The sequence below is a fragment of the Kocuria sp. CPCC 205263 genome (assembly GCF_040981075.1).
Taxonomy (GTDB): Bacteria; Actinomycetota; Actinomycetes; order Actinomycetales; family Micrococcaceae; genus Kocuria; species Kocuria rosea.
Window position 1 is genome coordinate 1 of the sequence record NZ_JAVKPV010000006.1, and the last position, 20,473, is coordinate 20,473.

The 20,473-nt window shown below is 73.4% G+C and carries 23 protein-coding genes; 10 read left to right on the forward strand and 13 right to left on the reverse strand.

Translation table 11 applies throughout. The features are described from left to right. Positions 1 to 98: 98 nt before the first annotated feature. Positions 99 to 794, reverse strand: a complete 696-nt coding sequence (locus RF647_RS10650) for a dienelactone hydrolase family protein (RefSeq protein WP_368811667.1) — start codon at positions 792 to 794, stop codon at positions 99 to 101. Positions 795 to 958: 164 nt separating this feature from the next. Here RF647_RS10650 and RF647_RS10655 point away from each other — a divergent pair, with 164 nt between their 5' ends. Then, entirely contained in the window at positions 959 to 1,990 is a 1,032-nt protein-coding gene (locus RF647_RS10655; protein ID WP_368811668.1) for a peptidase, read from the forward strand. Between the two features lie 167 nt (positions 1,991 to 2,157). After that, positions 2,158 to 4,419 (forward strand): esterase-like activity of phytase family protein, encoded by a 2,262-nt coding sequence (locus tag RF647_RS10660; protein ID WP_368811669.1) that lies wholly within the window; start codon positions 2,158 to 2,160, stop codon positions 4,417 to 4,419. Positions 4,420 to 4,504: 85 nt separating this feature from the next. On the opposite strand, the gene RF647_RS10665 is transcribed toward RF647_RS10660, so the two are convergent. After that, positions 4,505 to 5,209, reverse strand: a complete 705-nt coding sequence (locus RF647_RS10665) for a Pr6Pr family membrane protein (RefSeq protein ID WP_368811670.1) — start codon at positions 5,207 to 5,209, stop codon at positions 4,505 to 4,507. Positions 5,210 to 5,301: 92 nt separating this feature from the next. Between RF647_RS10665 and RF647_RS10670 the strand changes: the two genes are divergently transcribed. Both RF647_RS10670 and RF647_RS10675 read left to right on the forward strand, forming a co-directional pair. Continuing rightward, positions 5,302 to 6,147, forward strand: a complete 846-nt coding sequence (locus tag RF647_RS10670) for a DUF1524 domain-containing protein (RefSeq protein ID WP_368811671.1) — start codon at positions 5,302 to 5,304, stop codon at positions 6,145 to 6,147. Positions 6,148 to 6,353: 206 nt separating this feature from the next. Beyond that, positions 6,354 to 7,100 carry a cyclopropane-fatty-acyl-phospholipid synthase family protein gene (locus RF647_RS10675; RefSeq protein ID WP_368811672.1) on the forward strand — a complete coding sequence of 249 codons (747 nt, stop codon included), beginning with the start codon at positions 6,354 to 6,356 and terminating at the stop codon, positions 7,098 to 7,100. 130 nt (positions 7,101 to 7,230) lie between these two features. Here the strand turns inward: RF647_RS10675 and RF647_RS10680 are convergent, their stop codons facing one another. Both RF647_RS10680 and RF647_RS10685 read right to left on the reverse strand, forming a co-directional pair. Next, positions 7,231 to 8,370: an MBL fold metallo-hydrolase gene (locus RF647_RS10680; protein WP_368811673.1), complete on the reverse strand. Its 1,140-nt coding sequence runs from the start codon at positions 8,368 to 8,370 to the stop codon at positions 7,231 to 7,233. A gap of 122 nt (positions 8,371 to 8,492) precedes the next feature. Further along, positions 8,493 to 9,401: a LysR family transcriptional regulator ArgP gene (locus RF647_RS10685; protein WP_368811674.1), complete on the reverse strand. Its 909-nt coding sequence runs from the start codon at positions 9,399 to 9,401 to the stop codon at positions 8,493 to 8,495. Between the two features lie 70 nt (positions 9,402 to 9,471). Between RF647_RS10685 and RF647_RS10690 the strand changes: the two genes are divergently transcribed. Then, the gene (locus RF647_RS10690; protein ID WP_368811675.1) at positions 9,472 to 10,068 is read left to right on the forward strand and encodes a LysE/ArgO family amino acid transporter; all 597 of its coding nucleotides are present in this window, start codon (positions 9,472 to 9,474) and stop codon (positions 10,066 to 10,068) included. A gap of 10 nt (positions 10,069 to 10,078) precedes the next feature. Here RF647_RS10690 and RF647_RS10695 read toward each other — a convergent pair whose 3' ends face one another. After that, positions 10,079 to 10,426, reverse strand: coding sequence for a hypothetical protein (locus tag RF647_RS10695; protein ID WP_368811676.1), 348 nt, complete (start codon positions 10,424 to 10,426; stop codon positions 10,079 to 10,081). 190 nt (positions 10,427 to 10,616) lie between these two features. On the opposite strand from RF647_RS10695, the gene RF647_RS10700 reads away from it, so the two are divergent. From RF647_RS10700 to RF647_RS10710, 3 genes are all read left to right on the forward strand, one after another. Beyond that, positions 10,617 to 11,114, forward strand: a complete 498-nt coding sequence (locus RF647_RS10700; RefSeq protein ID WP_368811677.1) for a DedA family protein — start codon at positions 10,617 to 10,619, stop codon at positions 11,112 to 11,114. 72 nt (positions 11,115 to 11,186) lie between these two features. After that, positions 11,187 to 11,492: a hypothetical protein gene (locus tag RF647_RS10705; protein WP_368811678.1), complete on the forward strand. Its 306-nt coding sequence runs from the start codon at positions 11,187 to 11,189 to the stop codon at positions 11,490 to 11,492. 184 nt (positions 11,493 to 11,676) lie between these two features. Continuing rightward, positions 11,677 to 13,167, forward strand: coding sequence for an NCS1 family nucleobase:cation symporter-1 (locus RF647_RS10710; RefSeq protein ID WP_368811679.1), 1,491 nt, complete (start codon positions 11,677 to 11,679; stop codon positions 13,165 to 13,167). 24 nt (positions 13,168 to 13,191) lie between these two features. On the opposite strand, the gene RF647_RS10715 is transcribed toward RF647_RS10710, so the two are convergent. From RF647_RS10715 to RF647_RS10735, 5 genes are all read right to left on the reverse strand, one after another. Then, complete coding sequence (locus RF647_RS10715) at positions 13,192 to 13,332, reverse strand: hypothetical protein (protein WP_368811680.1); 141 nt, start codon at positions 13,330 to 13,332, stop codon at positions 13,192 to 13,194. A gap of 70 nt (positions 13,333 to 13,402) precedes the next feature. Next, positions 13,403 to 13,978: an NADPH-dependent FMN reductase gene (locus tag RF647_RS10720; protein ID WP_368811681.1), complete on the reverse strand. Its 576-nt coding sequence runs from the start codon at positions 13,976 to 13,978 to the stop codon at positions 13,403 to 13,405. A gap of 25 nt (positions 13,979 to 14,003) precedes the next feature. Continuing rightward, positions 14,004 to 15,101, reverse strand: coding sequence for an FAD-dependent oxidoreductase (locus RF647_RS10725; RefSeq protein WP_368811682.1), 1,098 nt, complete (start codon positions 15,099 to 15,101; stop codon positions 14,004 to 14,006). Positions 15,102 to 15,159: 58 nt separating this feature from the next. After that, positions 15,160 to 16,071, reverse strand: a complete 912-nt coding sequence (locus RF647_RS10730) for an alpha/beta hydrolase (protein WP_368811683.1) — start codon at positions 16,069 to 16,071, stop codon at positions 15,160 to 15,162. A 26-nt stretch (positions 16,072 to 16,097) separates the two neighbouring features. Then, the gene (locus RF647_RS10735) at positions 16,098 to 16,646 is read right to left on the reverse strand and encodes a CueP family metal-binding protein (protein ID WP_368811684.1); all 549 of its coding nucleotides are present in this window, start codon (positions 16,644 to 16,646) and stop codon (positions 16,098 to 16,100) included. 147 nt (positions 16,647 to 16,793) lie between these two features. Between RF647_RS10735 and RF647_RS10740 the strand changes: the two genes are divergently transcribed. Beyond that, positions 16,794 to 17,690 (forward strand): hypothetical protein, encoded by an 897-nt coding sequence (locus tag RF647_RS10740; protein WP_368811685.1) that lies wholly within the window; start codon positions 16,794 to 16,796, stop codon positions 17,688 to 17,690. 22 nt (positions 17,691 to 17,712) lie between these two features. Here RF647_RS10740 and RF647_RS10745 read toward each other — a convergent pair whose 3' ends face one another. The 3 genes from RF647_RS10745 to RF647_RS10755 form a co-directional block, all read right to left on the reverse strand. After that, complete coding sequence (locus RF647_RS10745) at positions 17,713 to 18,075, reverse strand: YciI family protein (RefSeq protein ID WP_017834993.1); 363 nt, start codon at positions 18,073 to 18,075, stop codon at positions 17,713 to 17,715. Positions 18,076 to 18,110: 35 nt separating this feature from the next. Continuing rightward, positions 18,111 to 18,455 (reverse strand): nuclear transport factor 2 family protein, encoded by a 345-nt coding sequence (locus tag RF647_RS10750; protein ID WP_017834994.1) that lies wholly within the window; start codon positions 18,453 to 18,455, stop codon positions 18,111 to 18,113. Positions 18,456 to 18,518: 63 nt separating this feature from the next. After that, the gene (locus RF647_RS10755; RefSeq protein WP_368811686.1) at positions 18,519 to 19,655 is read right to left on the reverse strand and encodes a Gfo/Idh/MocA family protein; all 1,137 of its coding nucleotides are present in this window, start codon (positions 19,653 to 19,655) and stop codon (positions 18,519 to 18,521) included. Positions 19,656 to 19,821: 166 nt separating this feature from the next. Between RF647_RS10755 and RF647_RS10760 the strand changes: the two genes are divergently transcribed. Next, positions 19,822 to 20,460 (forward strand): hypothetical protein, encoded by a 639-nt coding sequence (locus RF647_RS10760; RefSeq protein ID WP_017834996.1) that lies wholly within the window; start codon positions 19,822 to 19,824, stop codon positions 20,458 to 20,460. Positions 20,461 to 20,473 lie beyond the last annotated feature (13 nt).

Here is a 20,473-nt window from a genome sequence, read left to right on the forward strand (position 1 = left end):
GAAGCGGTTCCTAGACAGCTCCACTTCACAACCGGAGGTCCTCACCTGTCAGCCCGACTCACCGCCGCGAGACGGCACAACCTCCCTGGACATCACAGCTAGCGGACGTGCTCCCGCAGGAAGGCGACCGCGCGCTCCCAGGCCGCGGCCGCGGCGTCGGGGCGGTGGTTCGCCCGGTTCCGGTCGTTGTGGAAGGCGTGCGGGGCGTCGTAGTAGTGGAACTCGACCACGGGCGCGGAGGACTCGCGGCGGAGCTGCTCCTCGAGCGCCTGCGCCTTCTCGACCGGGTAGGACGAGTCCTCCCGGCCGTAGTGGCCCTGCACCGCCGCGCGCACCCCGTGGCAGGTGTCCGGCACGCCCTGGCCGACGCCGTAGAACGGCACCGCGGCGCCGATCCTCTCGCCCTGGTCGGCGGTGAGGGCCAGGACGAACCCGCCGCCCATGCAGAAGCCGATCGCCCCCGCCGTGGAGCTGGTGACGGCCTCGTGGCCGAGCAGGAAGTCGACGGAGCCGGCGAGCAGCCGCACGCTCTCATCCTCGGGCAGCCGGGACATCATCTCGGCGGCCTCCGCGCCGTCGTGGGTGATGGACCCGCCGTAGAGGTCGGGGGCCAGGGCCACGAAGCCCTCGGCGGCGAGCCGGTCCGCCACGTCCCGGATGTGGTCGGTGAGCCCCCACCACTCCTGGATCACGAGCACGCCGGGACCGCGGCCGGCGGCCGGCAGCGCCAGGTAGCCGTGGGCCCGGCCCCCGGCCGAGGGGAAGGTGACGTTCTGGTGCGGGGTGGTCTCCACTGCGGTGCTCCTTCGGGTCGGGGCTGCGTCGGGCCAGTGTAGGCAGGAGTGTGGACAGGCGATTCCTCAGCACAGGGCAGGTGCGGGATCCCCCGAGGCGTTTGCTTTCGTACACTTCAGTGTGGGCCGCGTGACGGCCTGATCCAGCACAGAAGCCAGGAACCATGCACCAGCCCGGTGGCACCACGCCGCAGCGGGGAGCGTCGCCCCGGACCCGCGACGAGCACGCCGCCGCCGCGCGCCTCCCGCGGTCCCCGAGCGGACGGACGCCGCAGTGGGTGCTCGAGGAGGCGCTGGAGCAGCAGCGCGAGGCCCTGCTGGGCCCGGGCGCGCGCCGGCGCCGGGACCGGCGCGCCGCCCGGGCGGCCAGGGCATCCGCCCGCCGTTGGGCGAGGGCGCCGCGGAGGCGCAGCCCAGCGTGGCGGGCGACCCCGGCCGTGGGCGTCGTGGTGCTGCTGATGCTCTGGTTCACGCCCGGGCTCTTCCAGGACTACGCGCTGCCGGTCATCCGCCCCTACCTGCCGAACGCGTCGGCACCCCCGCCCGGGGTCGGGGCCGCACCGGCGCCGCTGGGGGCGCCCCCGGCGGTCGAGGACGTCGGCGGCCACCGCTTCATGGACTCCCCGGACCCCGCCCAGCCGATGGTCGCCTACGACCCGTGCCGTCCGGTGCACTACGTCGTGCGCCCGGACGGCGCCCCGCCGGGCGGCCGGCAGCTCGTCGAGGAGGCGGTCGCCGAGATCTCCGCGGCCACCGGTCTGCGGTTCGTCCCGGCGGGGACGACGACGGAGGCGCCCGCCGAGCAGCGCGCGCCCTATCAGCCGGACCGGTACGGCCGGCAGTGGGCGCCCGTGCTCATCGCGTGGTCCGACGAGACCGAGGTGCCGGGGCTGGTCGGCAACGTGGTGGGCCTCGGCGGCAGCACGGCCCGGCAGGCGCCCGGGGGGCCGTTCGCCTACGTCACCGGTCAGGTCGCCCTCGACGCCCCCGGTCTGGCGCCGGTGCTGGAGCACCCGGACGGAGCGGCCCACGTCCGCGCGACCATCATCCACGAGCTGGCGCACGTGGTGGGGCTCGCCCACGTCGACGACCCCACCCAGATGATGCACCCGGCGGGCGGGGCCACGGTGCTCTCGGCCGGGGACCGGGCCGGCCTGGCGAAGCTGGGCGCCGGGCCGTGCGTGCCGCGGCTCTGACCCGGACCGCGCCGGCGTGCCGTCCGCCGCGCCCGGATCCGGGCCGGCGCCGCAGGTCGGAGCGCGGTGGGCGGACGCCCGGTGGGTGAACGAGCGGCGCGGCGTCGTTCGCCGACATGTTCCCCGGACGCCACCGGCCGGCCACGCCCCGGTCCTACGCTCGGCGCATGCGCAGAGTCCCAGCAGCAGCCGCCGCACTGGCCGCGGCCGTCCTCCTCACCTCCACGCCGGGGGCGCTCGCCCACGACGGCGATCCGGGCCGCGGGCCCGCCGGCGCGCCCGTGCTCGAGCAGCGCGCCACCCTCTCCGCCGACCACCTCGCCGAGGGCCCGCCCTCCGGGGCGGCAGCCACGCCGGCGAACGGCCGCACCGGCCCCTTCGACGGCCAGGTCATCCCCGGCTTCTCCGCCATGGTCGACAACGGCGACGGCACGTTCTGGGCCATGCCGGACAACGGCTTCGGCAACCAGGAGAACTCCGCCGACTTCCTGCTGCGGCTCTACCGCATCGCCCCGCAGTGGGAGACCGCCGAGGGCGGGAGCGGCGAGATCGAGGTCCAGGGCCACGTGTCGCTGCGGGACCCGCACCACCGCATCCCCTTCCCCGTGGTGCACGAGGACACCGAGGAGCGGCTGCTGACCGGCAACGACTTCGACGTCGAGTCCGTGGTCCGCCAGCCGGACGGCACCTTCTGGATCGGCGAGGAGTTCGGGCCCTTCCTGCTGCACGTGGACGCCGAGGGCGTGGTGCTCGAGGAGCCCGTCCCGCTGGCCGACGTCCGCGACGGCGGGACGGGCACGCTCAAGTCGCCGCAGAGCCCCTACCTCGAGGACGGGGAGCAGCCCACCGTCGGCGCCAGCAAGGGCTTCGAGGCCATGGCGGGCTCGCGGAACGGCCGCTACCTCTACCCGATCCTGGAGGGCGCCCTCGCCGACGACGACGATCCGCGCCGCCGGCTGGTCCTGGAGTTCGACACCAGGACGCGGGAGTACACCGGCCGCACGTGGGACTACGAGACGGACACCGACGCCAACCTCGTGGGCGACGCGTTCCTGACCGGTCAGAACCGGCTCCTGGTCCTCGAGCGCGACGACCTCGACGGCCCCGCGGCGGTCACCAAGCGCGTCTACGCCGTCGACCTCCGCCGCACGGACGACTCCGGCCACCTCGAGAAGGAGCTGGTCGCCGACCTGCTCGCCATCGACAACCCGGCCGGCATCGGCACCGGGACCTCCCCCGGCGCCTACGGCGTGGGCGAGCAGTTCTCCTTCCCCCAGCAGTCGGTCGAGGTGGTCCTGCAGCTGCGGGACGGCCGCCTGCTGGTCGGCAACGACAACAACTACCCGGGCAACGACGCCCGCGTCCCGGGCACCCCGGACGACACCGAGCTCATCGTGCTGGACCGCGAGCGCCTCGAGCCCGCGGCCGGGACGGGCCCCGAGGTGATCGGTCACCGCGGCGCCTCCGGCTACCGCCCCGAGCACACGCTGGCCTCCTACCAGCTGGCCATCACCCAGTGCGCCGACGTCATCGAACCCGACCTCGTCCCCACCAAGGACGGCGAGCTCGTGGCACGGCACGAGAACGAGATCGGCGGCACCACGGACGTCGAGGACCGCCCGGAGTTCGCCGAGCGGCGCACCACCAAGGTGGTCGACGGCGCCGAGGTCACCGGCTGGTTCACCGAGGACTTCACGCTGGCCGAGCTGCGCACCCTGCGCGCGGAGGAGCGCATCCCGGAGCTGCGCCCGGGCGGCACCGCCTTCGACGGCCTGTACCCGATCCCGACCTTCGAGGAGGTCGTGGACCTCGCCCGCCGCTCGCGCACCTGCGACGGCGAGCCGGTGGGGATCGCGCCCGAGCTCAAGCACCCCACGTACTTCGACTCGATCGGCCTGTCCCTGGAGGAGAGGACGGTCGAGGTGCTCGAGGCCAACGGCTACGGCGACGAGGCGGACCCGGTCGTCCTCCAGAGCTTCGAGACGGCCAACCTGCGCGAGCTCGACGGGATGACCGACGTGCGCCTCGCCCAGCTGGTCGACTGCTCGGGCGCGCCGTTCGACCTCGCCGCCGCCGGCGACCCGCGCGGCTACGCGGACCTCACGACGGCGGAGGGCCTGGCGGAGATCGCGTCCTACGCCGACATCCTCGGTGCCTGCAAGGACGTCATGATCCCGCGGGAGGCCGACGACACCCTCGGCGAGCCGACGGCCGTGATCGCCGAGGCCCACGCCGCGGGTCTCGAGGTCCACGGCTGGACCTTCCGGGCGGAGAACTCCTTCCTCCCCGCCGAGCACCGCGCCGGCGCCGATCCTCGGGCGCACGGCGACCTGGCGGGGGAGATCAGGGCCTTCGTGGAGGCCGGCATGGACGGACTCTTCTCCGACCACCCGGACCTCGCGGTGGCGGCCCTCGAGGACCTGTCCTGACGACCCGTTCCGGCGCCCTGTCCTGACGACGGCGTGCCAGGGGCCGCCCGGGCCGGACCGGGCGGCCCCTGCGCGGCCCGGTCGGTCACCGGCGGCGCTCGGCCCCGTCGTCGTCGGCGGGAGCCCTGGTGCGAAGCCGGGAGAACCCGACGAGGACCGAGGCCGTCGCCGTGATCGCCACCGCGAGCACCGCGATCCAGACCGCCACGGACCCGTAGCCGCCGGCCGCCTCGTGCGGGTCCAGGAACGGATAGGGGTACCACCACGGGTTGCCGGTGCCCTCGTCCAGCACGAACGGCGCCCGCACCAGCGTGTAGACGGCCCACAGCACCGGATAGACCACGATCCCGCCGACCGTCCGCCACCGGATCCGGCTCCGACCCGGGGCGAGCAGCCAGTCCAGCAGCGCGTAGACCGGGACGATCGTGTGCAGCAGTTCGTTGGCCCACGGCTGCTCCAGGGCCGCCTCCTGCGGCAGACCGCGCAGCAGCGCGTTGTAGACCACCCCGGTGGTGACGGTGTACGTCGTGGCCGCGGCGCGCAGGGCCCCGAACCACGGCGGGTCGGCGCCCCGCCGGGCGAGCAGCGACCACGCGCCGAACCCGAACACCACGGCGTGGAACAGCGACGTCTGGATGGTGAAGTAGCTGAAGAAGTTGGCGACGTCGACCGCGATGGCCCGGTCCCCGCGCTCGATCCAGAACCCCAGGTACGCCTGCAGCCGCCCGGCCACGGCCACGACCAGGGCCAGGCCCATCAGCACGCGGGTCGCGGCGAAGCACCGTCTCATGTCTGCCTTCCTCCGGTGCCGCAATCTACCCCGAACGGCTGACATGCGAGAATAGGGGTCCCGACACCACCGGCCGGATCGGAGGGAACATCGTGCGCAGGTTCGAGCCACCGCAGACCCGTGCCCGGCGCACGCGGCTGGTCCCGCTCGCGGTCGCCCTGGGCGTCCTGACCGGCTGCACGCCTCAGGCCGTGGAGGCCACCTCCCCCGCCGCACGGGCGCTCGCGGCCCTGCCCGTCGAGAACGCCGGCGGCGGGGAGGACTACGACCGGCTCGCCCAGTTCGGGGACTGGGCCGATCCCGACGGCAACGGCTGCGACGAGCGCAACGACATCCTGGCCCGGGACCTGACCGGTGACGTCCTCCACGACGACGGGTGCAGGGTCCTCTCCGGGACCCTCGAGGACCCCTACACCGGGCGGACGATCGAGTTCGTCCGCGGACCGCTGACCTCCGCCGACGTGCAGATCGACCACGTGGTGGCGCTGAAGAACGCGTGGATCTCCGGGGCCGACCGGCTCACCCGGGACGAGCGCACGGCCCTCGCCAACGACCCGCTCAACCTGCGGGCCGTTGACGGGCCGACCAACGGGGAGAAGTCCGCCTCCGACGCCGCCCAGTGGCTGCCGCCGAACGAGTCCTTCCGGTGCGAGTACGTGGCCACCCAGATCGCGGTCAAGACCCGCTACGAGCTGTTCGTGACGGCTCCCGAGCGGGACGCCATGGCGGACGTGCTGGCCGGGTGCCCGGACCAGGACGTGCCCACCGACGTCCTACCGGCCGGGAACACCGCCGCGGGACCGTCACCGGCGGAGGAGGTCCACTACGCCGACTGCGCCGCGGTCCGCGCCGCCGGCGCGGCGCCCCTGCGCTCGGACCAGCCCGGCTACCGGCCGGAGCTGGACCGGGGCGGGGCCGAGGGCCTGGCCTGCGAGTGACGGCGGACGCCGCAGCGCTGGGGGCACCACCGGACTCACCGGCCTGTCGCTGAGCAGCAGGCACGGCACGGGAGGGACACCCCGTGCTGCCGGCATCTCCTGGCAGCACCCCGCCCACCGCGTCCGGCCCGCCACTGGGCGCCGCAGTTCGGATCGACGCCGTCGTGGCCATCCCCTCGCACGGCAGGACGGAGAAGAATCTGGTGATGGACCTTCCCCGCATCTTCACCATCCGTGAGAGCACCCACCGGATCCACAACCCGCTGACCGCGGACAAGCTCGCGGCCCTGGGCGAGGCGCTCCACCTCGCCCCCGGGACACGGATGCTCGACCTGGCCAGCGGCTCGGGCGAGATGCTGTGCACCTGGGCGCGTGACCTGGGCTTCACGGGCACCGGGGTGGACATCAGCACGGTCTTCACCGAGCAGGCCCGGGCCCGCGCCGCCGAACTCGGCGTCGCGGACCGGGTCGAGTTCGTCCACGGTGACGCCGCCGGCCATGTCGCGGACCAGCCGGTCGACCTCGCCGCCTGTACCGGCGCCACGTGGATCGGCAACGGCGTCGCCGGAACCGCCGAGCTGCTCGACCGCAACCTCCGCCCCGGAGGACTGCTGCTGATCGGCGAACCCTACTGGCGGCGGCTTCCTCCGGACGAGGAGACCGCCCAGGCGTGCCACGCGACCGGCCTCGCCGACTTCCTGCCCCTGGCGGAACTGATCGAGCAGTTCCGGCAGCTCGGATACGACGTTGTGGAGATGATGCTGGCCGACCAGGACAGCTGGGACCGCTACGCCGCGGCCCAGTGGCTCAGCCTGCGCCGCTGGCTCGACCAGAACCCGGACGACGATCTGGCCACCGAGGTACGCGAAGAACTCACCACGGAGCCCGCCCGCTACGCGCGCTCCACGCGCGAGCACCTCGGCTGGGGAGTCTTCGCCCTCATGGCACGCTGATCTTCCGGAGCAGATTCCCGGGTCAACGGGCGTACGGCCCGGCGGGACCGAGGAGGTCGAGGGCGGGGCGCGGTACGAAACAACCGGTTCAGGAGTACCAGGAGCGCCTGGAGGAACGTGCGGGAGGCGGCTAGAGACCGATCTCGTCCAGGTCGGCCCCGACGATCAGCCGACCGCTGTACCCCTGCTGCGCCGCCTGCCACTTCTCGAGCGGCCAGCTGCCGGGCACGAAGTGGTTGAGCACGAGCGTCGGGACGCCGGCCTTCTCCGCGATGGCGCCCACCTCTTCGACAGGGGTGTGGGACTTGATGAGGTGCTGGAAAGCCGCCTCGTCCTCGGGGCTACGAGGTTCCGGATAGCGCTGGGCCGCCCATTCGGTGGCGATCACCTCGTGCACTAGCACATCGGCGCCCCGTGCCATCCGGACGAGGTTCTCGCTGGGTCCGGTGTCGCCGGAGAAGACGACGCTGCCGTCCTCGGTGTCGAAGCGGAAGGCGAAGGAGGGGAAGACCGGAGCATGCTGGACCAGGGTCGCGGAAACCTTCACCCGGTCGTCCTCGTAGAAGACCACCGGCTTCATCCGCGGGTGCGGATCGCCGTTCGGGTCGTCGACGAGACGCTCCGGCAGCGGGATGTCGTGACCGGCGAACATGTCCTGCGGGGCGGGCATGCCGCCGTCGATGGCGCGATCGTTGAAGTCCGTGGCGAAGGCACGCACGAGCAGCCCGACCATCTCCGCGGTGCCCGGGGTGGGGTTCTCGGGGGCGGTGATGGGCGGCATCAGATGGGTGCCGGTCTTCGGCGGCAGGATTCCGCGGTTGCCGGGGCCCCACACCGGGACAGGGCGGTCCGCCGCCACCAGACCGTTGTAGGCGCCCAGGCTGAGGATGTTCGACAGGTCGTTGATGTGGTCCGAGTGCAGGTGGGTCAGGAAGATCGCGCGCAGATCGCTCAGCGCGGCCCTGGCCTGCCAGTTCCCGAGCTCGGCGTCCATGAGCCGGAATCCGACGCCCTCGCCGGTGTCCACGAGGTAGTAGCGGTCACCGACGACCAGCGCGCTGGCGATGCCCGTGCGCGGCGGCTCGGTGGCACCCCAGCCCGGACCACCGCTGGTGCCCAGGAGGACGATCTTGGTCCGTGCATCGGAACGCAACGGCGTGCCGGCCGCCGCCGCAGCCACGGGGGCCGGGGCGAGCAGAGGAACAGCACTGGCAGCGGCGAGACCGCCGAGCACCGTACGACGCGACACGGGAATTTCTCGAGAGGACATCAGGACTCCTGGGCAGGCTGCAACGAGACGCACTTCACACTAGTCCGCGGACCGTGTGCTCAACAGGCAGTCGAGCACCGACCCCTTCCCCGCACCACGAGCGCACTGACCGACTGGGGCCCCTACGCCGGCGGGCCGGCCCCAGGCCCGTCCTGCGCCGTAGCACGCAAGTGCTCCCGGCCCACCCGGCGGACGCACGCGGTGATGCGGTGCAGCCGTTCGGAGTCCAGGGCCCAGCTCTGCCAGTAGAGCGCGACGTCGTGGTGCGCGTGGTCCTCGAGCAGGTCTAGGGACCCGTCGGAGAGGTCCGTGCCCAGCTGCAGCTCCGGGAGCATGCCCCAGCCCAGACCAGCCCGGACGGCGGCGAGGAAGCCCTCGGCGGACGGGACGGTGTGGGTGGGCGGGGACCGGTCGACGCCGCGGGCGCGCAGGGCGCGCAGCTGCAGGTCGTCCTTGGCGTTGAACCGGAGCACCGGCATGTCCGCCCAGTCGACGCCGGCCTCGGTGGTGAACCGCCGGCGCAGGGCGGGGGTGGCGACCGGGACGTAGCGCATGAAGCCCAGCCGCTCGAGCCGGCACCCGCTCACGGGGGCGGGGTCGCCGGTGACGGCGCCGATGACGTCCCCCTGGCGCAGGAGCCGGCTGCTGTGGTCCTGGTCCTCCACGTGCAGGTCCAGGGTGGTGTCCGACCAGCCGGCGGCCTCCTGCAGGACGGGCACGAACCAGGTGGCCAGGGAGTCGGCGTTGACCGCCACCGGGGTCACCGTCCGGGAGGAGATCCCGTGGCCGAGGGAGTGCAGGGCCTCCGCCTCGAGGACCTGCACCTGGCGGGCTATGCGCAGCAGCACGGCCCCGGCCTCGGTGGGGGTGCAGGGCGCGCCGCGGCGCACCACGACCTGGCCCACGGACGCCTCCAGGGCCTTGATCCGCTGGCTGACGGCCGACGGGGTGATCCCCAGGGCGTCCGCGGCGGCCTCGAAGGTGCCCTCGTCGACGATCGCGGTCAGGGCGCGCAGATGCTCGAAGTTCATGAAGCAAAACTAACGCACCCGTCAATTCTTTCGTTTGTCTGTATCTCAGGAGCTGGCTACCGTCGAGGCCATGTGGAGCATCTGGGGTACCGGGCTGATGAGCGGACTGGCGCTGATCGTCGCCCTCGGCGCGCAGAACGCGTTCGTGCTGCGGCAGGGCATCCGCCGCGAGCACGTGGGCGTGGTGGTGGCGCTGTGCGCGGTCAGCGACGCGGTGCTGATCCTCGGCGGCACGGCAGGCATCGGGGCGCTGGTCTCCCGGTTCCCCGAGGCCCTGGACGTGCTGCGGTGGGGCGGGGCCGCCTACCTGACGTGGTGGGCCGTGCGGTCCTTCGCCTCGGCCCTGAAGCCGTCCTCCGTGACCGCCGAGGCCCCGCGCTCCCGCGGATCGGTCATCGCCACCACCCTGGCCCTGACCTACCTGAACCCCCACGTCTACCTCGACACAGTGGTGCTGCTGGGCAGCCTCGCCAACCAGCACGGACCCGACGCCCGGTGGATCTTCGCCGGAGGTGCCGTGGTGGGCAGCGTGGTGTGGTTCTCCGCCCTGGGCTACGGCGCCCGGGCGCTGTCCGGGGTGCTCAGCAGCCCGCGCACCTGGCGGGTGATGGACCTGGTGATTGGCGTGGTGATGCTCGCCCTGGCCGTCAACCTGGTGCGGGGCTGATCCCGCGGTCTCAGCCGGCGGCCGGCTCCTCTGTGACGGGCTCCCCGGCGGCCGGCTCCTCTGTGACGGGCTCCCCGGTGGCCGGCTCCTCGGTCACCGGCTCCGCCGACGTGGCCTCGGTCCAGGAGGCGCCGGGCTCCCGGGGCGTCCCGGCGGCGAAGGCCTGCCGGACGGCCTCGGCCTGCTCCTCGGGACCGGCGTGCTCGGCGGCGGCGATCACCGTGGCGAACGCCTTCGTGTCGTGGACGAGCTCGGTGATCGTCTCGGGCGAGTCGACGCACCAGGCGTAGGCCGTCGCGTAGTCCACGGGGCGCCCATTGGCGGTCACGGTCCCGCGCTCGTCGATCTCCACGCTCATGCGTCCTCCTCGGTCGGGGCTCCGGCCCCCGGGGCGGGCCGGCCGTACGGCGAGAGTACCCCCGGTCGGGAGGGCAGGACCGGAGGGGACCCCCTGCCGGCCGGATCCGCGCCACCCGGGCGGGCGCACCCCGTCGCGGAGTGACAACCTGTCGTCAGCGGTTGTCAGGCCCGCTCCCTAGACTGGACGGGTGCAGGCCTGGCTGGAGTCCCTCCCCCTCTGGGCCGCGATCCTGTTCTTCTGGGCCGGGGCCGTCGTGCGGACCACCACCATCTTCGCCCTGGGCCGCGCCGCCGCCACCCGCGGGAGCCGGCGCTCCGACCGCGTCCGCGAGCTCATGGACACCGCCGTCTACCGGCGGGCCCAGCGCCTCGTGCACCGCTGGGGCGTCCTGGCCGTCCCGGCCTGCTTCCTCACCGTGGGTCTGCAGACCGCCGTCATCCTCACCACGGCCGTCACGGGCATGCCGCTGCGCCGCTGGATGCCCGCGATGCTCGTGGGCACCCTCATCTGGGGCGTCATCTACGGCACCGTGGGCATGGCGGTCGTCTGGGCGTGGCTGGAGCAGCCGTGGGTGGTCGCGCCGGTCGTCGTCGTCGGGCTCCTCCTGCTGCTCGGCCACAGGATCCGCGCGCGACGCCGGGCCCGCCGCGAGCGCCGCGACGAGGACCTGCCGATCTCCCGGTGACCCCCCGGACCGCCGTCCGGTCTCAGAGAATTCTTATGAACCGGGGGTAGTGTTCCAGCAGTGATGTCACCGATGCAGTCCCCCGTTCCCCACATGTTCGCCGCGCCCGTCTACGCCGCCGAGCGGCTGCTCGTCGAGGCCATCCACGACGAGCACGTCAGCGTCGACGCCGTCGTCGTCCTCGACGCCGTGGCCGAGCACGTCACGGCCGCTGAGACCCCCGCCCTCGAGGTCGTCGCCGAGGACGCCCAGCTCACCTGCGCGGAGCTCACGGCCGCCCTGGGTGACCTGGACGACCTGGGCTACCTCCAGGAGCTGGCCGAGCACGCCCCGCCCCTGTCCGCTCTTCGCGCCTCGCTCTTCGGAACGGCCGCCTAACCGCAGCGGTCACCGCGCTCCACCGCCGCGGGACGACACGTCCCGTCACGAAACGTCGTTGCAATGCGTGTTTCATACCTTTGCCGTCATCGACGGGGTGCCATGCATCCCACGGACACGGCGCGGGGCACCGCCCCGCGCCACGGCAGACGTGCCGGCTCACCGGCGCGGGAGAGCGACGGCCATGACCGCCCAGCAGCACGATCTCGGGGACGCCGACCTGACCGTCCGCAACGCCGATCCGTCCCTGCACAACGAGGACCTCGCGCCCCTGCCGGCGTCACGACGCACGTGGGGATGGTTCGCCGTCTTCAACGTGTGGTCCAACGACATCCAGAGCCTCGCCGGCTACACCCTCGCGGCGAGCCTGTTCATCACGGCGGGCATCAACGGCTGGTTCGTGTTCGCCGCCATCCTGCTGGCCGGGTTCATCATCAAGGTGCTCGTGGACCTCAGCGGCCGGCCGAGCGTGAAGTACGGCTTCCCCTACCCGGTGCTGGCCCGGGCCTCCATGGGTGTGCGTGGGGCACAGTTCCCCGCGATCGTCCGCGCCGTCGTCGCCGTCTTCTGGTACGGGGCGCAGACCTACTTCGCCTCGACCGCCATCGCGCTCGCCCTCAACGCCCTGCTCGACTCCCCCGGCGGCCCGCTGCTCCTCGGGATGGACGGGGTCGCGTGGTTCTCCTACGTGCTGGCCTCCGTACTGCAGGTGGCACTGTTCCTCGGCGGCATCGAGCGGATCGCCACCTTCCTCAACGTGGTGGGCCCCGCGGTCTATCTCGTGATGATCGCGCTCCTGGTGGCAATCTGGGTGCAACTGGGCTCCGCGCTGCCACGGGCGGTCGGGACGGTGTTCTCCTCCTCGGAGGTCACGGGCTGGGCCGCGGTCTCTGCCTTCGCGGGGGTGACCGGCACGATGATCGCCTACTTCGCCGCCGTGGTGATCAACTTCGGGGACTTCGCCCGCAACGTCCGCACCGAGCGGGCCATGCGCCTCGGCAATCTCACCGGCCTGCCGCTGAGCCTCGCCCTGTTCACGTTCCTGTCGGTGTTCATCACGGCCGGGGCGTACCTGCTCTACCAGGACGGCGAGGGCGAGCCGCTGACCAACCCCGCGGAGATCGTCGGGCTCGTGGACAACACCGCGCTCACGGTCCTCGCCGCGGTGACGTTCCTGCTGGCGACGCTGGGCATCAACGTCGTCGCGAACTTCATCCCGCCGTCCTACTCGCTGTCCAACATCAGCCCGGCGAGAATCTCGTTCCGCACCGCGGGCACGATAACGGCGGCGGCGGGCTTCGTCATCGGGGCGCTGTGGGTCGCGGTGATCTCGACCATCGGGCTGCCGGCGTTCGTGGACACCCTGGGCGCGGTGCTGGCGCCGCTGTACGGGATCATCGTGGCCGACTACTACGTGGTGCGGAAGCAGCGGCTGAACCTGCACGACCTGTACTCGGCCGACCCGCAGGGCGCCTACTGGTTCACCCGCGGCTGGAACCGGCGCGCAGTGGTCGCGTTCGCCGCAGCCGCGGTGTTCTCGGTCCTGGCCGTGTGGTTGCCGCAGCTGGCGCAGCTCAGCGGCTTCGCCTGGGTGATCGGTGCCGCCCTCGGCGGGCTGTTTCACTGGCTGGCCATGCGGAGGATCGTGGTGCGGACCTCGGCCGACGACCGCTGAGCCCCGGAGGGTCGGGGGACGGACTCAGTCCTTCTGCTCGGACTCCTCGTTCTTGGCGTCCCCGTGCTCGTGCGGGATCGGGGTCATCTCGGTGGTCATGTCGGCGTCGTCGTTGGAGGCGGCGTCCTCGATGGGGTCCGGGCTGGAGGTGGGCTGCTCGCTCACGGGGTGCTCCTTCGTCGGGATGGCGTGCGCCGCATCGGCGCGGTGTCCCCAGACTACGACGGCGCCCTGCTCAGCCGGCGCCCTCCGCCGGGGCGCGCAGCGGCGCGAGGGCGGTGGACCAGGCCACGACCTGGTCCAGCATCGTGGCCAGCGAGCGCCGGTGGTGCTCGGCCGGGGCGAAGGTGCGGTAGTGCTCGAAGTCCGTGCGCAGGGACAGCGACACCTGCTGGCGCACGTCGGCCAGCTGCAGCTCCCCGGCCACCTGCCGCAGCTGCTCCACGGCGCGCACGCCACCGGCGGTGCCGTAGGAGACGAAGCCCACGGCCTTGTTGTTCCACTCGGCGTAGAGGTAGTCGAAGGCGTTCTTCAGCACCCCGGGCGCGCCGTGGTTGTACTCGGGGGTGACCACCACGAAGCCGTCGAAGCGATCGATCGTGGCCGCCCACCGCCTGGTGTGCTCGTTCTGGTACTTCCCGGCCGAGGGCGGCATCGGCTCGTCGAAGTGCGGCAGGGGGTGCTCGCGCAGGTCGAGGAGCTCGAACTGGGCGTCGCCGCGCCCGGAGGCGTGGGCGAGGACCCAGCGGGCCACGTCCCCGCCGTTGCGGTTCGGCCGGGTGCTACCGAGGATGATGCCGATGCGGACCATGGCGGTCCCTCCTGAGGGTCTCGGATCAGGTGCTGACAGTGCCAACACGTGCTGCGGGCCGCTGTTTCCCGGCCGGAACCGCGGACAGCAGCCGCACGGCCTCGCGGGCGGCCGCCCGCCCCGCGCGGGTGGCGCCGAGGGTCGAGGCCGAGGCGCCGTAGCCGACCAGCAGCACCCGCGGATCCCGGAGCACGCGCACCCCGTCCATCCGGATGCCGCCGCCAGGTTCGCGCAGTCCCAGGGGTGCCAGGTGGTCCAGGGCGGGCCGGAAGCCGGTGGCCCACAGGATCGCGTCCGCTCGCACCTCCCGGCCGTCGGCGAGCCGGACGCCCTCGGGCGTCACCGCCCCCAGCGGCCCGGCCGAGACGAGGATGCCGGCCTCGATCCCGGCCCGGTACTGCGCGGTCAGGGGCAGTCCGGTGGCCGAGACCACGCTGGCTGTCGGCAGCCCCGCGCGGGTCCGTCCGTCGACCCGGCGCTCGACGTCCCGCCCCCAGTCCGGGTCGAACTCCCGGTCCGTGAAGCGCGGGGGCCGGCGGGTGACCCACGTGGTGGTGGCGCCCGCCGCGGCGAGCTGGAGCAGGAACTGCACGGCCGAGGTGCCGCCGCCCACGACCACCACGTGCCGGCCGTGGAACTCCTCCGCGGAGCGGAAGTCGTGGGTGTGCAGCTGCCGCCCGCGGAAGGACTCCCGCCCGGGGTAGTACGGCCAGTGGGGACGGTCCCAGGTCCCGGTGCCGTTGATCACCAGCTCCGTCCGCCAGGTGCCGGTGTCCGTGACCACCTCGAGCGGCCCGTCGTCGGACGCCGCCTCGACCCGCCGCACCGCGACGGGACGGTGGACCGGCAGCGCGAAGCGGCGCTCGTACTCGCCGTAGTAGCGGGCGACGACGGCGGAGGCCGGCTCGGCCGGGTCCGGCGCCCCGAGGGGCAGCCCGGGCAGGTCGTGGATCCCGTGGGCGCCGCCGAAGGTGAGCGAGGGCCAGCGGTGCCGCCACGCTCCCCCGGGGCCGGGATTGGCGTCGAGGACCACGAAGTCCTCCTCGGGGACCAGTCCCCGGCGCCGCAGGTGGTGGGCCGCCGACAGCCCGGCCTGTCCCGCCCCGATGATCACGACCTTCATGCCCGCTCCCCTTTTTGGTTGATGTATCACCAATTAGGAAACGGCCGGGGGTGCCGGGCTATTCCTGGACCCGCCCCGCCGCCGGGGCGTGCTCCCCGAGCAGGGAGCGCACGTGCCGGACCGCCCGCCGGGCCTCCGGCGTCCACCAGGCGCCCACGTAGACGTGGAAGGCGCCGGGCTCGTAGATCAGCTTCCCCGGGTTGCCCGCCCGCGCCAGGTCCCGCGCGAAGGCCAGGACGTCGGCGGCCAGGATGTCCTTGCCGCCCTGGACCACGTGCACCGGCGGCAGCCCGGCCACGTCCCCGTAGAGCGGACTGACCAGCGGGTCGGTGAGCTCGCGGTCCCGCGCCCAGGCCGCGGCCATGGGCACCACCCGGTCGGTGCTCAGCATCGGGTCGTGCGGGTCGATCTCCCGCACGGCCGGGTGCGTGGCGGAGACGTCCACCGCCGGGGAGAAGCCCACCACGTGGTCGGGCATCCGTTGCCCGGCGTCCCGCAGGCGCATGGCCAGCCCGATCGCCAGGCACCCGCCGGCCGAGTCCCCGGCGACCACGATCCGGTCCGCGGCGGGCCGGGTCACGAGGTCCGCCCAGGCCGCGGCGAGGAAGTCGTAGCCCTCGTCCACGTGGCCCTCCGGGGCCAGCCGGTACAGCGGGACCGTGACCGTGGTCCCGGTGTCCTTCACGAGCTCGCGGACGATCCACCAGTGCGCCGGCAGCAGCGGATTCACGAACGCCCCGCCGTGCAGGTAGATCAAGTGGGACCCGTCCGCCCCGGCGCGCGGGGTCAGGCGCAGCAGCGGGCGCCCGGCCACCTCGGTGCGCTCCACGGCGTGCGAGCGTCGCAGGTCGGCGGGGACCCTGGCCGGCTCCGGGTACCGGCGCCCGTGCAGCTGCTCCACCGGGGTCCACGGCTGCAGGCGCGCCCGCAGCCGGACCGCCTGGGCCGTCAGGGCCATGCTGATGCTCATCCGGTCACCCTTCCTTCGCGCCGGGCTCAGGCCAGCTGGAGGGTGGTGAGGCAGGTCGGGCTGTCCGGGGAGGTCCCGAACTCCTGGACCGCCCGGCCCCGCTCCGAGCTGATCTCGAGCGTGCCGGTGATGTCCTTGGGCAGCCAGAAGCCCACGAACCCGTTCTCGTAGCTGGTCACGCTCTCGTCCACGAGCACGGACCCGGAGCCGTCGGTGATCCGCACGTCGAAGTCCTCGCCCACGAACTCGCCCTGGCACCCGGAGAGGCTGTGGAAGAAGCACTCGTGGGTCGTGGTGGCATACGGGGCGACCGCCAGGTAGAAGCGGTCCTCCGGCATGGGCAGGGTCGTCTCGGCGGTGCCGTCGTCGAGGACCACCTCGTCGTAGGTCACGGAGCCGGCGAGCCCGGCGTCGCGGTCCTCGTGCGTGCGGTCCAGCTGCTCGACGACCTCCTGCGTGCTCGCGCCCTCGAGGCCGTGCGCCCGGAGCAGGTCGTCCTGCTCGGGGCCCCCGCCGGCGCAGCCGGAGACGAGGAGGAGGACGGCGGCGGACACGGACAGCACGGCGGATCGCATGGGTCCAGGGTATCGGGGCGGCCCCTGCCACCGGCTCCCCCGCAACCACCCCGGGATGCCGGGAGTTTCCTGTGGGACCGGTCACAGATCCGGCGCCGGCGGCTAGAGTGGATGTCCAGTGGTGTGAGGGGTTCGGGAGGATCCGCCATGCAGAGCACCGAGAACAACGACGTCTCCGGGATCGTGCTTCTGATCGCCGGGGCGGTGGTCCTGTCGGTGGTCTCGTTCGTCCCCGTCAACCTGGGCACGATCCTTCTCCTCCTGCTGGCCGGAGCCGCCCTGTGCCTGCTCGGCGTGCTCCTGCGGACGCTCGTCCGCTCCCTGGTGGATCGCTCGCGGGAGCGGCTGCACGGCACGCCGCGGAGCAGCTCCGGGACCGGCGCAAGGTCCGGTGCACGGACGGACGGAAGGGCCACCGCGAGGAACCTGGGGAAGAGCCCCCGGAAGAACAGCGGGAAGTCGATCGCCAGGACCGCTGAGCAGGCCCGGCTGGCCGCCGCGGAGGACATGCGCACCGCGTGGATCCGGTGGCAGCTCGGCGTCCTGCCGCCGCAGCAGCGGCACGGGGACGCGAGCTTCATCGCCGTCCGGCTGGCCGAGGTCCCGCACGCGGACTGGGACGCCACCCAGCTCCGGCGGCATGGCCAGGCCCTGTGGTCCGTCCGGGACGCCGCCGCCAGGACGCCCCTGCACGGAGAGGTCGAGGCCCGCCTGGACCGGGTGGCCGCCATGCTCTCGGAGCTGATCGACGAGGAGTTCGACACCCACCGCGGCCAGACCGACGACCGCTACCTGTACCACCCGGACCGGGAGGTCCGGGCCGCCTACCTGGCGGGCGGCTCGCAGGGCGTCGAGGCCATCATGGGCACCATCACCGCCGTCCGCGCCCAGGTCCGCGAGGACGCCGCCGCCCGGGCCGCCGCGGACTCCCTGGCGCGCGAGCGCAACGCCGCTCTCCGCGCCCTCCGGGAGACCCGCCGGCCGGCCCGGCCCCGGGACGCCCACGCCGCGTGGGAGGCGCAGGCCGAGCAGATCGGCCGGTGAGCCGCCGGGACCGGGGCGGGCCCTACGCCAGGTGCTCCTCCGGCTCGCCCTGGAACTCGCGCACCTCCACCGGGAGCGTGGTCGCCTGCGCCAGCTTGCGGCCCCACTCGATGGCGGCGTCGTAGTCCGGGGCGGCCACGATGCAGATGCCCCCGGCGTGCTCGTCCTCGCGCTCGTACGGACCGTCGGTGGTCACCACGTCCTCGCCGTGGAAGCGCACGACGACGGACGCTTCCGCCCGGTCCAGGCCCCCGGCGAAGACCCACGCCCCGGCCGCCCTGAGCTCCTCGTTGAACGCGGCGACGTCCCGCATCACCGGCTCGAGGATCTCCGGGGCCGCCGGTCCGCCGTCGGGCTGTTCAATGCTGAGCAGGTAGTGCTTCATGGCGAGCCTCCTGGGCGTCGGATGGTCCTCGGAGTCTACGGTCGCGGCGGCCCGCCGAAATAGACCTGGGCGTCCACCACCTGCCCGTCGCGCACGGTGATCGCCTCCATGTTCCGGAAGGTCCCCCCGGTCCGGAGCTCGTACTCGTACCGGACGAGCACCAGGCCGGGCTCCGCCTCGACCACCTGGAGCAGGTCCTGCCGGGAGACCCGCTGCGCCGTGGGGAAGCACCGCTCGAAGTACGCGGCCCGGTCGATGTGGTCGTCCTGAGGGGACGTGAACCGGAATCCGTCCCCGACGAGCCCGCGGGCCGCCGCCTCGTCCTGCGCGAGGTAGGCGGCGAAGAGCCGCCGGACGACGTCCGTGCTGCTGCTGGTCATGCCCGCAAGCTACTCCCGGGCGGGGTGCGGGACAAGCGGCGGAGCCGGTCCGCCCGCCGGGGCTCAGCCGTTCTGCGGGACCTGGGCCACCAGCTCGTCGTCGCCGGGCTCCGCCACGGGCGGCAGGGCCCGGGCCTGCTCCGCGACGGGGCGCACCGCACGGTCCGCGGGCTCCAGGCGCACGGTCCGGCCCGTCTCGAGGGAGGCGAGCACCGCTTCGTGCACCCGGATGTCCATCAGCCCCTCCTCCCCGCCGGCCTCGGGATCGGTCCCGGCGAGGATGCAGTCCGAGAAGTACTCGGTCTGGCCCGCGAACTGCTCCACCGGGTCGTGGGCGCGGGTCTCGCTGCGCCCGTCGCGGGTCACCGTCCAGCTGATGCCCACCTCGGGGCCGAAGCCGAAGCACGGCTGCGCCGCGACCACGCCCCCGGTGCCCACCACCGTGAACTGCTCGGTGGCCTCGCCCGCGTAGCTGATGGTGAACTGTGCCACCCGCTGCCCGGGGAAGCGCAGCGTCACCGCCACGGTGTCGTCGAAGTCGAAGCCGCGCCCCGGGGTCCGCACCCCCATCGCGTGGACCTCGAGGGGCTCGGCCGCGAACAGGTGGCGCACCGCGTTGAGGGGGTAGCTGCCCATGTCCGGGATGGGCCCGCCCCAGTACCCGGAGTGCCCGCGGTGGTTGGCCTCGTCGATGTCCTGGGTGAAGACGGCGGTGAACAGCCGGGCGTCGCCCACCAGCCCCTCGTCCCGGACCCGGGTGATCAGCTCGAGCGTGCCGGGCTCGTGGTGCAACCGGTACGCGACCATCAGCCGGGCCCCGCCGCGCGCGGCGGCGTCGATCATCGCCCGGCAGTCCTCCACGGACGTCTCCATCGGCTTCTCCACCAGCACGTGGACGCCCGCCTCGAGCGCCGGCTCGGCGAACTCGCGGTGCCGGAACACGGGCGTGGCCACGTAGACCGCGTCCACGTCCCCGGAGGCCAGCAGCGCCGGATAGTCCTCGTAGGAGTACGCCGGCACGCCGTACTCGGCCGCGAGCTCCCGGGCCTTGTCCGGGGTGCCGGTGACCAGCGCCGCCAGCACGGAGCTGCCGGCCCGGGCCATGGCGGGCAGGAACGCCTGCTGGGAGATCTGGCCGAGCCCGACCACCGCGTAGCGCACGGGGCCGTTCGTCGAGGGGGCGGTCCGGGGAGAGGTCATGGGGCATCCTTCGCGGTCGGGACGGGCGGACGGTCCCGACCAGACTAGCCGCGCGGGGTCCCGGCCGGGCGGAGCGGGCCCGGCGTCCCCGGATCCCGCCGGATGCGCGATCATGGGAGGTCCGAGGGACCGCGCACGCGTCCGTCCCCGCCCGTCAGGAGGATCCGTGCCCAAGAGCAAGCCCCGCAAGAAGGCCGCCGCCAAGAAGAAGCAGCAGCGGCGGGAGTTCCACGCCGCGGCCGGCGCCCGCACCGTCGACATCGAGGGCGCCGCGCAGGGCACCTGGGACGACGACGCCCACGAGCTGCTCGTCGCCCGCGGCTGGGTGGCCTACCGGGACCTGGAGATGGACCAGCTCGGCGACGGCTGGGAGTGGCTGCCGTCCCAGCTGCCCCTCGACGCCGGCGTGGGCGGAGAGCCCGGGCCCACCACCGTGTTCGCCGCGGCCGAGGGCGGCTACGACGTCGAGCTGGCCAACCCGAACGGCTCCGTGGACCCGGACCGCGCGGGCCACTACGACACCCTCGAGGACCTCGCGGCGGACCTGGACAGCCTCGAGGCCTGGCGCGTGCCGGCCGACGAGTACGTCCTGCCGGACGTCCCCGCCTTCTCCGCGGACACCCCGTGGGCGATCTGCCAGCTCTGGGCCGGCGGGATGATCGACCACTGGGAGCTCGCGGCGGACCTCATCCACTTCCCGTACGAGGAGACCGAGGAGGGCTTCGCCGCGGTCGAGCGCGCCCACCGGACCGGGCTGATCCCCGCCCAGCTCTACGCCGCGATCCGCGCCGGCCGGGCCGCGTAGCGGGATCCTCTTG

What these genes read in the sequence shown, in the direction of transcription:
- RF647_RS10750 (WP_017834994.1), bottom strand. Translation starts at nt 18,455, where the DNA reads ATGACCAGCAGCAGCACGGACGTCGTCCGGCGGCTCTTCGCCGCCTAC.
- RF647_RS10685 (WP_368811674.1), bottom strand. Translation starts at nt 9,401, where the DNA reads ATGAACTTCGAGCATCTGCGCGCCCTGACCGCGATCGTCGACGAGGGC.
- RF647_RS10695 (WP_368811676.1), bottom strand. Translation starts at nt 10,426, where the DNA reads ATGAGCGTGGAGATCGACGAGCGCGGGACCGTGACCGCCAATGGGCGC.
- RF647_RS10660 (WP_368811669.1), top strand. Translation starts at nt 2,158, where the DNA reads ATGCGCAGAGTCCCAGCAGCAGCCGCCGCACTGGCCGCGGCCGTCCTC.
- RF647_RS10675 (WP_368811672.1), top strand. Translation starts at nt 6,354, where the DNA reads ATGGACCTTCCCCGCATCTTCACCATCCGTGAGAGCACCCACCGGATC.
- RF647_RS10665 (WP_368811670.1), bottom strand. Translation starts at nt 5,209, where the DNA reads ATGAGACGGTGCTTCGCCGCGACCCGCGTGCTGATGGGCCTGGCCCTG.
- RF647_RS10735 (WP_368811684.1), bottom strand. Translation starts at nt 16,646, where the DNA reads ATGCGATCCGCCGTGCTGTCCGTGTCCGCCGCCGTCCTCCTCCTCGTC.
- RF647_RS10705 (WP_368811678.1), top strand. Translation starts at nt 11,187, where the DNA reads ATGCAGTCCCCCGTTCCCCACATGTTCGCCGCGCCCGTCTACGCCGCC.
- RF647_RS10710 (WP_368811679.1), top strand. Translation starts at nt 11,677, where the DNA reads ATGACCGCCCAGCAGCACGATCTCGGGGACGCCGACCTGACCGTCCGC.
- RF647_RS10690 (WP_368811675.1), top strand. Translation starts at nt 9,472, where the DNA reads ATGTGGAGCATCTGGGGTACCGGGCTGATGAGCGGACTGGCGCTGATC.
- RF647_RS10720 (WP_368811681.1), bottom strand. Translation starts at nt 13,978, where the DNA reads ATGGTCCGCATCGGCATCATCCTCGGTAGCACCCGGCCGAACCGCAAC.
- RF647_RS10745 (WP_017834993.1), bottom strand. Translation starts at nt 18,075, where the DNA reads ATGAAGCACTACCTGCTCAGCATTGAACAGCCCGACGGCGGACCGGCG.
- RF647_RS10730 (WP_368811683.1), bottom strand. Translation starts at nt 16,071, where the DNA reads ATGAGCATCAGCATGGCCCTGACGGCCCAGGCGGTCCGGCTGCGGGCG.
- RF647_RS10740 (WP_368811685.1), top strand. Translation starts at nt 16,794, where the DNA reads ATGCAGAGCACCGAGAACAACGACGTCTCCGGGATCGTGCTTCTGATC.
- RF647_RS10680 (WP_368811673.1), bottom strand. Translation starts at nt 8,370, where the DNA reads ATGTCCTCTCGAGAAATTCCCGTGTCGCGTCGTACGGTGCTCGGCGGT.
- RF647_RS10755 (WP_368811686.1), bottom strand. Translation starts at nt 19,655, where the DNA reads ATGACCTCTCCCCGGACCGCCCCCTCGACGAACGGCCCCGTGCGCTAC.
- RF647_RS10655 (WP_368811668.1), top strand. Translation starts at nt 959, where the DNA reads ATGCACCAGCCCGGTGGCACCACGCCGCAGCGGGGAGCGTCGCCCCGG.
- RF647_RS10725 (WP_368811682.1), bottom strand. Translation starts at nt 15,101, where the DNA reads ATGAAGGTCGTGATCATCGGGGCGGGACAGGCCGGGCTGTCGGCGGCC.